Annotated in this window: 13 protein-coding genes; 9 read left to right on the forward strand and 4 right to left on the reverse strand. The window is 34.1% G+C overall.

Translation table 11 applies throughout. From position 1 onward, the window contains the following. Position 1: 1 nt before the first annotated feature. Genes ABJD27_RS03075 through ABJD27_RS03105 form a run of 7 tightly spaced genes read left to right on the forward strand, consistent with a single transcriptional unit; the run spans position 2 to position 7342 of the window. A complete protein-coding gene (locus ABJD27_RS03075) occupies positions 2-193 on the forward strand; it encodes a hypothetical protein (protein WP_348171242.1) in 192 nt (63 codons plus the stop codon). Then, complete coding sequence (locus ABJD27_RS03080; protein WP_348171239.1) at positions 183-1562, forward strand: class I SAM-dependent methyltransferase; 1380 nt, start codon at positions 183-185, stop codon at positions 1560-1562. The genes ABJD27_RS03075 and ABJD27_RS03080 overlap by 11 nt, the downstream gene beginning before the upstream one ends. A 3-nt stretch (positions 1563-1565) precedes the next feature. Further along, the gene (locus ABJD27_RS03085) at positions 1566-3044 is read left to right on the forward strand and encodes a hypothetical protein (protein WP_348171236.1); all 1479 of its coding nucleotides are present in this window, start codon (positions 1566-1568) and stop codon (positions 3042-3044) included. Between the two features lie 4 nt (positions 3045-3048). After that, the gene (locus ABJD27_RS03090) at positions 3049-4020 is read left to right on the forward strand and encodes a GNAT family N-acetyltransferase (protein WP_348171233.1); all 972 of its coding nucleotides are present in this window, start codon (positions 3049-3051) and stop codon (positions 4018-4020) included. Further along, complete coding sequence (locus ABJD27_RS03095) at positions 4017-5117, forward strand: DegT/DnrJ/EryC1/StrS family aminotransferase (protein WP_348171230.1); 1101 nt, start codon at positions 4017-4019, stop codon at positions 5115-5117. The genes ABJD27_RS03090 and ABJD27_RS03095 overlap by 4 nt, the downstream gene beginning before the upstream one ends. Beyond that, the gene (locus tag ABJD27_RS03100; RefSeq protein ID WP_348171227.1) at positions 5118-6599 is read left to right on the forward strand and encodes an O-antigen translocase; all 1482 of its coding nucleotides are present in this window, start codon (positions 5118-5120) and stop codon (positions 6597-6599) included. Continuing rightward, positions 6599-7342 carry a transferase gene (locus ABJD27_RS03105; protein ID WP_348171224.1) on the forward strand — a complete coding sequence of 248 codons (744 nt, stop codon included), beginning with the start codon at positions 6599-6601 and terminating at the stop codon, positions 7340-7342. The genes ABJD27_RS03100 and ABJD27_RS03105 overlap by 1 nt, the downstream gene beginning before the upstream one ends. A gap of 10 nt (positions 7343-7352) precedes the next feature. Here ABJD27_RS03105 and ABJD27_RS03110 read toward each other — a convergent pair whose 3' ends face one another. Then, on the reverse strand, positions 7353-8501 hold the full coding sequence (locus tag ABJD27_RS03110; protein WP_348171221.1) for a glycosyltransferase: 1149 nt from the start codon (positions 8499-8501) through the stop codon (positions 7353-7355). 33 nt (positions 8502-8534) lie between these two features. Between ABJD27_RS03110 and ABJD27_RS03115 the strand changes: the two genes are divergently transcribed. Both ABJD27_RS03115 and ABJD27_RS03120 read left to right on the forward strand, forming a co-directional pair. Next, on the forward strand, positions 8535-9365 hold the full coding sequence (locus tag ABJD27_RS03115) for a glycosyltransferase family A protein (protein ID WP_348171219.1): 831 nt from the start codon (positions 8535-8537) through the stop codon (positions 9363-9365). Then, positions 9366-9767, forward strand: coding sequence for an FdtA/QdtA family cupin domain-containing protein (locus tag ABJD27_RS03120; protein ID WP_348171216.1), 402 nt, complete (start codon positions 9366-9368; stop codon positions 9765-9767). Here the strand turns inward: ABJD27_RS03120 and ABJD27_RS03125 are convergent. The 3 genes from ABJD27_RS03125 to ABJD27_RS03135 all read right to left on the reverse strand — a co-directional run bounded on the left by ABJD27_RS03125 (position 9753) and on the right by ABJD27_RS03135 (position 13102). Then, on the reverse strand, positions 9753-10682 hold the full coding sequence (locus ABJD27_RS03125) for a glycosyltransferase family 2 protein (protein WP_348171214.1): 930 nt from the start codon (positions 10680-10682) through the stop codon (positions 9753-9755). The genes ABJD27_RS03120 and ABJD27_RS03125 overlap by 15 nt on opposite strands. Continuing rightward, the gene (locus tag ABJD27_RS03130) at positions 10675-11562 is read right to left on the reverse strand and encodes a glycosyltransferase family 2 protein (RefSeq protein ID WP_348171211.1); all 888 of its coding nucleotides are present in this window, start codon (positions 11560-11562) and stop codon (positions 10675-10677) included. Before ABJD27_RS03130 ends, ABJD27_RS03125 begins: the two co-directional genes overlap by 8 nt. Before the next feature lie 73 nt (positions 11563-11635). After that, complete coding sequence (locus tag ABJD27_RS03135) at positions 11636-13102, reverse strand: hypothetical protein (RefSeq protein ID WP_348171209.1); 1467 nt, start codon at positions 13100-13102, stop codon at positions 11636-11638. Positions 13103-13183: the final 81 nt, after the last annotated feature.

The raw sequence follows: 13183 nt of genomic DNA on the forward strand, positions 1-13183 counted from the left end.
TATGAGTTTATTATATTTTGATGTGGGATTAGGAGCTATGATTGTTCAAGGAATTGTAGCAGCAACGGCTGTTGTTGTTCTTTTTTCAAAGAGTGTCATGTATAAGATTAAACTCTTTTTTGGATTGGTGAAGGAAAGTGATTATGACTCTATAGATATAGATGAGAACGATACACCAGTAGATGACGAGTAATAATACGGCACACGAAGCTTCCTTTAGAGATCCATCAGGACATCTTTTTTATGATGGCGATATATTGAGAAGGAACATACTCCCTATTTATTTTAAACAGTATAAGCAACTTACGGAAAGTGGTTTTTTTGATACGCTTTCGCGAAAACGCTTACTCATACCTCACAAAGAGACGTCTGTTTCTGATACCGAAATTATCATCACACCAGAAGTCATTCCGTTTATTACACATCCGTATGAATGGAGTTTTGAACAATATAAACAAGCAGCATTACTCACTTTACGTATTCAGAAATATGCATTGACCAAAGGTTTTATCTTGAAGGATGCCTCTGCATATAATGTAACTATGTATGAAGGGAAGCCTATTTTTATAGATACCCTATCTTTTGATTTCTATGAAGAAGGAACTCCGTGGAGAGCTTACAAACAGTTTATCACTCATTTTCTAGGTCCTTTGGCGTTAGCCAAATATCACGGTACAGATATTTTTAAAATGATGCAAACCCATATTGATGGGATTCCTGTAAAACTAATTGCTTCCTTATTACCGGGGAAAAGCAAATTGAGTTCTACACTATATACCAATATCCATTTATTAGCAAAGATGGAAGGGAAGCATAGTGAAGATTATAAGGCAGAAACCAAAGTAGCAAAACTTTCGCTGAAAGCACAGAACACTATTTTAGATAGTTTGTATGAGTATATCAAGAAGTTATCGCTTAATGAGGCTACAGAGTGGGGAGATTATTACACAAAAACTAATTATGACGCACCAGCTTTTGAAGCCAAAAAAGGACTTATTAAATCTTGGGTTGCACCATTAGAAGCAAAACGCATTATAGATGTAGGCGGGAATGACGGCACCTTTGCACGTGCACTAGATAGCAATGCACATCTTATTGTTACCGATATAGATGCAAATGCAGTGGATCAAAATTTCGCGAAAGCGCAACAAAACAAAGAGCAAAACATGCTTGCCTTTGTATGTGATGTATTACAACCCGTACCTGGTGTTGGTTTTAATAATACAGAACGTAGCTCACTGATAGAGCGCTTACAATCCTATGCGCCAGATGTGACTATGGCATTGGCGTTAATACATCATATCACCCTGTCTGGAAATGTACCTTTCGAAAAATCGGCAGCATTTTTTGCTTCCTTTTCTAAGCATCTAGTCATTGAATTTCCAAAGAGAGAAGATTCTTGGGTGACCTCATTATTGGTTCGTAAACGAGAATTTATAAATCACTTTGATTTTTATAATGAAGCCAACTTTGAAACGGGCTTTAAACAATACTTTACACTAGAGAAAAAAGAAATCATTCAAGGAACGTCTAGAGTGCTTTATCTCTTTAAAAAAATATAAGGTATGCCAGCGTCGTCTAAAGAAAATTTGATTCAGCGGTTCCTTAAAGATTCTAAGTCATATCCTATTCTGGCAGGATTGCTAGCAGGTTTGTATCCTATCTTTTTTTATGCAACCAATAACTATACGCTTGTTAATACGATAGGACATGTCTTGTATTTTATTGGCGTTTTTCTTTTAGTTCCTATGGTAGGAATCGCTATTGCATACTGGCTAGGAAAAAAAGTAAAAACAGGAAAATGGATCCAATATATTATCCCTTTTTCGGGAACCTTTTCTTTTTTGTTTTTAATTCAGATTTCGCTTTTTGGAGGTGTTGAACTATGGAGGTCAATCCTAGTGTTTATAATCGCTTGCTTAGTCGCTTATTTTTTATGGAAACATTATAAAAAAATTATGGCCTTTCAAGGGGTGTTGGCTATTATGGGACTGATTACTTTTATTTCAAAACCATTTGAAAGTTATAATTATGATAGTTCGTGGCAAACATCTCCAGATGATATTAAAGAAGCTGTATTTAAGACAAAGCCTAATGTGTATTTTATACAACCAGATGGGTATGTAAATTTCTCAGAGATCTTCAGTGGACATTATAATAGTGAAGACCATTCTTTTCAACAATACCTAAAAGAAGAAGCATTTAGTTTTTATCCAAATTTTAGAAGCAATTATGCATCTACGCTTACATCTAATAGTGCAACCTTTATGATGAAACATCATTATTATGATAAAGGGTTAAGTTTAGAAACTATTAATGCACGTAATATCATTGTTTCTGATAATACCGTTTTAAGCATATTTAAGAATAATGGCTATAAAACACATTTACTTACCGAGTTGCCGTATCTATTACAGAATAGACCTGAAATAGGATATGATTATTGTAATTTCAGTTTTGATGAAGTAGCATTCTTAGGAAAGGGATTAGGAAAGCGTGTAGACCTTATTGCACCATTACGAATGAATTTAGATGAAGATTCAGAGTCGCCTAAATTCTTTTTTGTAGAAATTTTTAATCCAGGGCATATTAACAACGCATCAAATTCTAAAGGAATTGTAAAAGAACGTGAACTCTGGTTAGAAGGTGTACGAGTAGCTAATATGCGTCTTAAAGAAACCATTAGCTTGATTAAAGAAAAAGACCCTAAAGCACTTATTGTTGTCATGGCAGATCATGGTGGTTTTGTAGGATTAGAGAGTACTTCACAAATGCATACCAAGACACAAGAACGAGATATCTTGTATTCTATCTTTAGTAGTAATCTTGCAATACATTGGCCAGATGGACAAAAACGCCATGAAGGAGACCTAAAAAGTGCGGTTAATATTTTTAGAGTCTTGTTTTCATATCTTAGTGCAGATAAAAAATATTTGGAACATACAGAAGATAACTCAAGTTATATCGTTATCAAAAAGGGAGCTCCCAAAGGAGTATACCAATGTATAGATGATGCAGGAGAGATTACCTTTATAAAAAAGTAGATTCATGTATACTGTACAAGCATATAAGGCTTCAGATAGCAGTGTGTGGAACGATTTTATCGTTTCTGCAAAGAATGCTACGTTTTTATTTCATAGAGATTTTATGGAGTATCATAGTAATCGTTTTACAGATTACTCATTACTTGTATATAAAGGATCTAAGCTTGTTGCTGTATTGCCAGCCAATACTGTAGATCAGGCAGTATATAGTCATCAAGGATTAACCTACGGAGGCTTGGTGTTATCTTCCAAGGTAAAACTAATAGATGTAATTGAGGTTTGTAAAACACTATTTAAATATTTACAAGATCAAGGAATTGCAAAACTTCATCTTAAAGAAGTGCCTTCTTTTTATAATGTACTTCCATCAGAAGAGATCGCATATATCTTACAGTTAGTAGGTGCAACTTGTACAAGAGTAGACACAGCTTCGGTTATAGATTATCGCAATAGAGTAGCCATACAATCTAATAGAATAGAAGGGGTGAAGAAGGCAAAAAAACAAGGATTACGTATTGAAGAAACTCAGGACTTTACAGCATTTTGGAATGAGATATTACTTCCCAATTTAAGCAAACGACATAACGCACAACCTACACATACACTAGAAGAAATTACATTGCTTAAAGAGAAATTCTCAAAACAAATTAGACAATTTAATGTTTATAAAGAGGATCAACTTGTAGCTGGCACGACTATTTTTCAAACTAGAACAACAGCACATGTACAATATATTTCTGCCAATGAACAGAAACAAGAGTTAGGTGCTTTAGATTTTCTTTTTGAGGAATTGATTACCAATACATTTTCGGATAATTGGTATTTTGATTTTGGAATTTCTAATGAACAACAAGGACAGAAACTCAATAAAGGATTATCCTATTGGAAAGCGTGTTTTGGCGCTCGTACCTATGTACATCGGTTTTATGAGATTGAGACAGCAAACCATCACTTTTTAAACGACGTGTTGCTATGATTCCATTTTTAAATTTACGAGAGATCAATGCTCCGTACGATAGCGAGTTTCAAGAACGTTTTAAAACATTCTTAGAAAAAGGGTGGTATGTTTTAGGAGATGAGGTACGTCTTTTTGAAGAAGAATATGCAGCCTATTGTGGTACGAAGTATTGTGTAGGTACTGCCAATGGTCTTGATGCATTACGACTGATTCTAGAAGGGTATAAGATTTTAGGAAAGCTATCAGAAGGAGATGAGGTGTTGGTGGCTTCAAACACATATATCGCAACTATTCTTGGTATCCAACAAGCGGGTTTAATTCCCGTATTGGTTGAAGCAAACATAGATACATATAACTTTGATTTCGACGATTTACAACACAAAACAACGACTCAGACTAAGGTGATCATGCCTACTCATTTATATGGTCAATTAACTGATATGGATGGTGTAACCGCTTTCGCGAAAGCAAACCACTTATTAGTCGTTACAGATGCCGCACAATCACACGGAGCTATTGCTTCTAATGGAAAACGTAGCGGAAGCTTAGGCGATGCCTCAGGGGTTAGTTTTTATCCTACAAAAAACTTGGGCGCATTAGGAGATGGTGGTGCAATTACTACAGATGATAAAGCCCTTGCCGAAGTAGTTAAGGCGTATCGTAATTATGGATTTAAAGAACGTTATGTAAGTGCATATAAGGGAGTAAATTCACGTCTGGATGAAGTACAGGCTTTGTTTTTACGTATCAAATTAAGAGATCTAGATACTTCAAATAATCGAAGAAGAGCGATTGCAAAACGGTATTTAAACGAAATTAATAATAAGAAATTAATCTTGCCTTCTTGGGACGGATCTGATGCTCATGTGTTTCATTTGTTTGTGATACGTTGTGAAGACCGTGATGCTTTACAAAGATATCTTACAGAAAAAGGAATAGGAAGTATTATACATTATCCAGTGCCTCCTCATAAACAAGAAGCGTTAGATGCGTATGCGGATATGTCGTTTCCTGTGACAGAACAGATTCATCGAGAGGTACTGAGTATCCCGTTGAGTCCTGTAATGAGCGACAGTATGGTAAGTGAGGTCACTCAAGCATTAAATGCGTATTGATTGAAAGAAGATAAACAGTCATATCAACATGTGATGAAAGCGACCTCTCTTTTTGGGGGAGTACAAGTGATTCGTATTTTGATTACTATTATCAGATCCAAAGTCATGGCGCAATTACTAGGACCGGAAGGGGTAGGAATTTCTAACCTATTGACCAGACCACTACAACTCATTACGACAGCAACACAACTAGGTTTAGATAAAAGTGCCGTAAAAGAGATTTCTTCTCAATACAATAAAGAAGAGGGAGATCCTTATCGGATGATCGCTATTTTAAAACGATTGGTTTGGATTACGGCTATTATTGGAGCGGTTTGTATGGTATTACTTTCTCCAGTATTGAGCAGATTTACTTTTGATTCTGATGCGTATATGCTCACATTTGTTTGGTTAGGGTTGGCTGTTCTTTTTAATCAGTTAGCCATGAGTAATTTTGCTGTATTACAGGGATTACGTAAGTTAGAATTCTTGGCAAAAGCAAATGTATATGGCGCTTTTGCAGGGTTGGTCGTAACGATTCCATTATATTATTTTTTAAAATTAGATGGTATTTTACCGGCGATCATTGCTACTTCGGGGTTTATCTTTTTGTTTGCGTATCTATTTGCTAGAAGAGCGGTACAAACACATGTTTCTGTTACTAATGCTATTGTCTTATCAGAAGGGAAACCTATGATAAAGCTGGGAATGGCACTTAGTTTTAGTAGTATTATAGGACTTGTTGTTGCTTATTTAATTTTGGTATACATCCGATCTAAAGGAGGAGAAACAGAAGCTGGATTTTATGCAGCGGGAATGGTTATTTTAAATACCTATGTAGGACTTATTTTTAATGCCATGTCTACAGACTATTATCCGAGACTTGCTGCGATATGTGATGATTTACAACAGATTGTAAAGGCTGTGTTTGAACAAGCATTTATTGCGATATTAGTGATTACTCCTATTGTTATTGGATTCATCGCTTTTGCTCCCTTGGTGATTACTATTTTATATTCTGGCGAGTTTGAGCCTACGGTGTCACTTGTACGATGGGGAATAGTAGGGATGGTGTTTAAAGCTGTGTCTTGGTCTATGGGGTATGTGATTATCGCAAAAGGAGATTCTAAACTCTTTATGAAAACATCATTAGGCTTTAATAGTGTATTGCTATTGCTTAATGTGATAGGATATCATTATTTAGGGTTAGAAGGGGTAGGTATTAGTTTGCTTGTGTATTATATCATTCATTTTATAGTGGTTAGAATCATTACTTTTTATAGGTATGGTTTTAAAATGCAATCTGGGTTTTATTCTATTTTTATAAAGTGTTTACTACTATGTGTTTTTGCTTTTGTGGCATCGTATATTCAAGAGTCTATATTGAAATATAGCATCCTAGTCGTTTTAATTGCAATTTCTTCTTTATATTCATTCCGATTATTAGATAAGAAGATTGGTTTTAAATCATTGATAAATTCCATCTTAAAAAAGAAAAAATAATGAGTGTTCTTAATCCTTTACGAAGACTGCGTAAACGCTGGAAAGCTTTCTGGGCGGTTAACTGGATCAAGACGTATTATTTTAACCTGAAGAAGTTCCCTTTTAAAATGGCCATGAAGCTTCCGGTATTTATTTATGGTAATTATAAATTAACGTGCATTAGTGGAGATGTTATTATAGATGCTCCTATAGAAAGAGCTATGATAGGAATAGGTCATCCCTTTGAAGCACAAACCCGTTCTAGAGGAATAGGAGAGGTTGTTATTGTTGGGACAGTGGTTTTTAAAGGCTATGTTCATTTTGGAAAAGATGTTTATTTCCAAGTAGGGAAGGATGCTTATTGTGAGATGGGGACTTTTTCTTGCCTAGGATCTCAAGCTACATTAATCTGTCGAGAGCGTATCGTCTTAGGAGATTATGTACGTGTGGCCTATGAAACACAATTATTAGATTCTGTTTTCCATCAACTTATCGACCTTAAGACTGACACAAAGAAAGACAAAACGGCTCCTATTGAAATAGGAAATTACAATTGGATAGGCAATCGATCTACTATTATGAAGGGCACAATAACACCAGATTATATGACAGTAGGGTCTAACTCTCTTTGTAATAAAGATTATACAGATTTAGGAAATCATACCCTTATAGGTGGTATTCCAGCAAAGCTTCTCAAAACAGATATTACACGTGATTGGGAAGGAGAGCAAACTATTCTGGATGGATTGATACGTAAGAAGTAAGAAAGCTAATTTATAGATACGTATTCCAAATCTCAAGATATTTTTGAGCAATTATATGGTGATCATGATATGTTTCTACAAAGGCTCTTGCATGACTAGCAATTTCTTGTATGCGCTCAGGGTTTACAATTAATTTTTCTAAGGCGTCTGCTATTTGGTGAGGATCTGGAGTGGCATCTATAGCAACTTGATGATCTAACCCATAGTGTTCTTTAAAGTGTGTTCCTGCTCCTGTGAATACTACTTTACCTTTTGCCATCGCTTCTAACGCATTATATCCTTGATCATGAGAATATATTTGATCGAGTAAGATATGCGCTTTGTCATATGCTTTTATATAATCTGCATAGGGTAAAGATTCTACCGTGATAACTTCTATTTTTGATGCATATTTTTTATTGATAATGCGTAATGCTTCTTCAAAAATATCATTTCCTTTTTTTAAATAGTTAGAACGATTAATTCCGTGGAAGATGATTATTTTGTTTTTTACAGGAACTTGTTGGTATGCTAATCTATCTATGTGAATAGGGGTTGGAATAAGCGTTGTTGCTTTCTTATGACCTTGCAATCCTATATGATAATCCATATCTGTAGGAATGACTGCTTTTACTTTACTTTCTATATACGTATATAATTCTTTATGTGGTTCTGTTACATACTTAAGCGCGGGCGCATAGTAGCTTTTTAAAGATGAATCTTTAAGATACGGAGTTAACATATGATATGGAACATCTGGTGTATCTAATAGACTTTCTATCCAAGGAGTGTCTGTCCCACATGCTGATAAGAATAACGCTTTATTATGTTGTTCTAGAAAAGCAATGCATTTTTTCTCTTTAGAAATAGTCGTGCGTATACTCCAGGAGTTGATAAATTGTACAACATCATAGCCTTTCATCTGCTCTCGTTGTTTCCAGAATTTATTTCCAGTCTCTATAAGTAAGATGTCTGTCTTTGTAAATTTATAAATAGCGTGGCGCAGTTTTGTAATAAACCAATTTGCTTTACTCCGAGTAGGTGCAATAGAAATATCAACTGGATATTTTTTAAAGTCATCTCCTGAACCAACAATGGTTACACTGTGACCTAAAGAGATCAATCCTTCTTTTAAAGAATTGTGAAAACGACTATATTCGCCTATTAAGAGTATCTTCATAATGAGGATATCAAATATACTATAATCCGTTAGATGATTCACGCTTCTGTACCTTTTGAGATTTTAATCTCGACGATGTTTCGATCGGATCTATCATTTTTGGAAATCATGTTTCCCAATAGAGATTATAGTATGTATGTGATCTTGATTGTTAATCAAACAGATGCAGCACGACAATTGCATTCAGATCAAGAGAATGTGCGGGTTATTAATACAGAAGAACGTGGCTTACCGCAGAGTCGTAATATGGCAATTCGTAACGCTATAGGAGAAGTATGTCTTGTAGCAGATGATGATGTAGTGTATGTACCCGATTTGGAATCTATTATTCTTAATGCATACACGACCTATCCAGATGCTGCTGTAGTCACATTCCAATTACAAAATTCAAAGGGTGAGTTATTTAGAAAATATCCAAATGTAACACGGCATACAAATTCATCTTATAAAACCGTAAATGGAGTTGTTATAAGTTTTAAGAAGGATATTCTTTTAGAAAATGAAGTATTGTATAATTCACATTTTGGGTTAGGAGCTACTTTTAGCGGCGCAAATGAGTATGTGTTTATGAGAAATGTCATAAAGGCAAAATTGCCAGCTTATTTTATACCTAAAGTTATCTTGACACATCCAGATGTAAGTTCGGGTCAAGACATAGGAAGCGATCGACTTTTGTATCTTAGAGGAGCATTAGCATATAAATGTTATGGTATTTGGGGGTATCTTTGGGTGCTTAAATATGTGTTTTTCTTAGTGCGTCATAAGAGTATTGCGCCTAAGTACGCTTTCGCGAAAGCAAAAAAAGCATATTCAGGAATTAAACGTTATAAACAATTAATAACTTCGGGAGAAGAACGTAGATAAATGATCGAGAAAATAGAGATAGTAGATATTCCAAAAATATCAGATCCTCGCGGAAACCTTGCCGTGGTAGAAAAAGATACACTTCCCTATGAAGTAAAGAGAATATATTATCTCTACGATGTCCCCAGTGACGCATATCGAGGTGGACATTCTCATAAAGAATGTATGGAGTTTTTGGTAGCGTTAAGTGGTAGTTTTGAAGTAGTCCTTGATGATGGAATATCAAAAAAACGAGTGACTTTAAATAAACCTAACAAAGGATTGTTGATTCCTACGGGCATATGGCGAGAGTTAGAAAATTTCTCTTCTGGTGCCGTCTGTTTGGTCTTGGCCTCAGATGTATATGAAGAAGAAGATTATATTCGAGATTATGAACAGTTTATAGCTTCAGTAAATACCTAATCGTATTCCTAGTTTTTCTAAAGTTCTTTTTACACTAAATAATAGTTTTATAACAAAAGCAGGAGCATTGAGTAACTTTACTTGTTTATTACTTAGGTTGGTAATGTCTATGCGATCTATAAAAAATTGTGCTTCTTTGGGTTCGTTCCAAAGTTTTGCACGTATGACTAGAGAAAATCTATTGAGGTCTAAAAACTTCTTAAGTTCCTTATTTTCTTTTTCTAAAGTTTCAAACTTTACAAAATTTGGTCTATGCTTTACAGAGCCTATGCTTTTATACAGACTTACGGGAGCATAGGTGTAGGTTGCACATGATTTTGTACTGAAAGCGATCGGGTATTGCAATCCTATACGAATCCATAAATCAGTGTCTTGCCCACTTTTAATGGACTCATCATAATCCCCTATAGTTTCAAAAGCACTTCTTTTAATAACGGTAGAACTGCTTGTTAATACGGTATTTTTATAACTAGCTTCAAAATAATTAACTGCTATCCGTTGTTTGTTTTCTGGATTAGGGAATGTATATGCAGATGCTCTTTTGCCATCATGATCTTCTATATCAATAGCTGTAGCAAATACAGAATATGTAGGAAATTCTTGTAGTAAATGATTCATCTCTTCGAGATAATCTGGATACCAGAGGTCATCACCATCTAGTAAAGCAATATAATCTCCCGTCGCTAGTTGAATGGCTTTGTTACGAGCAGCGGCGGCTCCTTTGTTTTGAGAGAAAGCATGATATATGATCTCGTGCCCAATAGCCTGAATTTCTTCCTCGCTATGATCTGTAGAAGCATCATTAACAACAATCACCTCATAGTCTTGAAGTGTTTGAGCAAAAACACTTTGAAGTGTCTTTTTTATAAACCCTTCTTTGTTATAAACAGATATGACTACAGAAAACTTAGGCATTTCTGTTGTTTTTTAAAGAAGTGTAATGTTGTAACTTATATAAGTCAAAAAGAAATAAAGAAGGAGATCTCCCTACTAAGTTTTTCTGAATTCTGTTTTTAAATGGGGCGATTAATCGTAAGAATAATCGAGTAATTTTTTTCTTTTTTAGAAAGGTATAACTTTTTTGTAAACTACTTAAGTTATTTTCCATCAGTCCACTGTTCTCATAATGTATTGTAGTTTCAATAGCATCTAATGTTTTTTTTAAAAAACAAGTGTTAGTTTCTAGCCCTAAATGAACAACTGGATTGTCAATATGTAATATTTTAGTATTGAGTGTTTTTAATCTATTAGAAAAAAGATTGTCAAGACCATATCTGTTTTCTTTACTAACATTGGCTTTAAAGAACACTTCTTTTTTAATAAGTAAATTTTGAGAAATAATAAACCAAGGTTGTCGATTTCTTTTTTCTATAGATTGAGATTCTCGATGTTTTCCATAATGCCATCGTAAATATTGATCAACACTAGGGACAGATTCCTGATAGGTTATGCCTCCAAAAATAACATCTAGATGTTCCTGTATAGCATCTATATAATTTTTTATAAAAAATGGTGTCAAGGGTAATACATCTGCATCTAAGAAGAGTAACCAATTATAGGATGCTTCTTTAGCAAGTACTTCTCGATTTTTTGTGCGACCTAAATTTTTATTTTGAAAAAGATATGTCGTATTTGGGAAAGAAACAATTTCTCTATTTATTTCTACAAAAGATGTAGAGTGATCGTCTGAAACGATGATTTCAGCAATTATGCTACTCTTTTCCAGTTGCTTATGTACGTTTTCTAGTAACGTATATATATTATAGTTATATGTAGGAATTAAAATAGAAAGCATAGCTCACTTACGAAAATACAATATTAAGAAAGATCATCTATAGGGTTTTAAAAAAGAGTTTGATATGATGGTTTTAGTTTGATTTTCTATACCTTAATAACCTAGCTTGTTTTTTTATAAGATGATAAGGAATAATACTTTTAATATAATCTCTCCACGTTTTTGGATTAAATGGAATTGTTGTTGAATCAGGTAACATTCCTTCCATAAGTGTCCTATAAAAAGGAGATGTAGGAGCATGTCTTTTAGGCTCGGGAATGTTTAATAATATGGAGTACACCATGTGTCTGTTATTGAGAGGAGAAAAATACTCCATAGCAGTTATGTCAGATTCGTGATACATTTTTGAAGCCCATTTTCCCATGCGTAGTTCATGATAAAAAAGATCACTTATCCGTAAGTTATATTCCTTTGCATATGGTATAGCTGAGGTAAGCCATTTTTTTATAGCATCTGTATGTATAGGGATATCTTCATATTCTATAGCAGATATAATTTTTTTTATAGATGTAAAATCGTCTTCGTTATAAAACCCTCTTAAATAATCCCCACCACCAGATAGATTAATAGACGGTTTTTTAATATTAGTTTTAAACCAAGCTATATTTCTTGTTTTTGATAAAAAACGGGGGACTATAAAATAGTCAGAATATTCTTTTTTAAAGCCCTCGGTTAATTCGTTAAGCTTTATTTCTTTAAAATTAAGTTGAAAATAGTGCGCGAGTTTTGTGGCTATTTTCACATCCCTAACTACATACGTTTTTCCTGTATTAAAGATATAATACTTGATTTTATCTTTCCAGTTAGAGCTAGCAGCAAGAAGTAATCTGGAATCATATCCAGCAGTGATAGGGAGATATATAGCATCATAACGCAAAGTGATAGCCTCCATCGTATTTTTAAGAAGCTTTTGAATTTCTTGAGTTACACGATGCTCATCTAGTTTTGAATTCACAAAAATGGGGAGTCGCTTAGTCTCCTGTCGTTTTATGTCTAAAAAATGATTTGGCAATAATTTTTTGAATCGATCATCCCAATCTTCTTCGGATAGAAACCAATGTTCATTTATGTTTAAAAAGAGCGTAGATTCTTTTAATTGTTTTTTTGCAGTAGCTATTTCAGGAGTAAGATCAAGTAGGTCTAGTAATAAAGTATCAGACGATGATATATAATATAGATCCTCTTTTTGCCAATAGTAAAGTTGCCTTTCGGCGAAACAGTCTGTAACTAGTATTTGCTCATTTTTAGATACATAGAATAAAACATATTTACCTGATAATAACTCAAGGGCTTTAAAAAGTTCTTCCTGTGTTTTATGTTTTAAAAGTGCATCGACAATTTGTTGATTAGAATGCGTAGGTTCATATGGATTGATTATAAAACCGAACAATACAATGTGCAAATCATCAATATACGAGCTTGTAAAATCTAAATCTTCGTGATAAAAGATAGTGTAATTGAGCACACTATAGCTACAAAACGTCTTATCAGAAACAGTAATTTCTTGATTGTTTGTGATGAAATACTGCTTTCTTTTCAATGATGTTTATGTTTGAAATCCCTAATACTCAATATAGGATTAGTTATTTTAATTATCAAAAGATGTTCAGAAAAATAAGAC

The organism is Dokdonia sp. (genome assembly GCF_039945015.1).
Taxonomy (GTDB): domain Bacteria; phylum Bacteroidota; class Bacteroidia; order Flavobacteriales; family Flavobacteriaceae; genus Dokdonia.

Excerpts from the sequence above, each read along its gene's own strand:
- ABJD27_RS03075 (WP_348171242.1), top strand. The coding sequence starts at position 2 with ATGAGTTTATTATATTTTGATGTGGGATTAGGAGCTATGATTGTTCAA.
- ABJD27_RS03080 (WP_348171239.1), top strand. The coding sequence starts at position 183 with ATGACGAGTAATAATACGGCACACGAAGCTTCCTTTAGAGATCCATCA.
- ABJD27_RS03085 (WP_348171236.1), top strand. The coding sequence starts at position 1,566 with ATGCCAGCGTCGTCTAAAGAAAATTTGATTCAGCGGTTCCTTAAAGAT.
- ABJD27_RS03090 (WP_348171233.1), top strand. The coding sequence starts at position 3,049 with ATGTATACTGTACAAGCATATAAGGCTTCAGATAGCAGTGTGTGGAAC.
- ABJD27_RS03095 (WP_348171230.1), top strand. The coding sequence starts at position 4,017 with ATGATTCCATTTTTAAATTTACGAGAGATCAATGCTCCGTACGATAGC.
- ABJD27_RS03105 (WP_348171224.1), top strand. The coding sequence starts at position 6,599 with ATGAGTGTTCTTAATCCTTTACGAAGACTGCGTAAACGCTGGAAAGCT.
- ABJD27_RS03110 (WP_348171221.1), bottom strand. The coding sequence starts at position 8,501 with ATGAAGATACTCTTAATAGGCGAATATAGTCGTTTTCACAATTCTTTA.
- ABJD27_RS03115 (WP_348171219.1), top strand. The coding sequence starts at position 8,535 with ATGATTCACGCTTCTGTACCTTTTGAGATTTTAATCTCGACGATGTTT.
- ABJD27_RS03120 (WP_348171216.1), top strand. The coding sequence starts at position 9,366 with ATGATCGAGAAAATAGAGATAGTAGATATTCCAAAAATATCAGATCCT.
- ABJD27_RS03125 (WP_348171214.1), bottom strand. The coding sequence starts at position 10,682 with ATGCCTAAGTTTTCTGTAGTCATATCTGTTTATAACAAAGAAGGGTTT.
- ABJD27_RS03130 (WP_348171211.1), bottom strand. The coding sequence starts at position 11,562 with ATGCTTTCTATTTTAATTCCTACATATAACTATAATATATATACGTTA.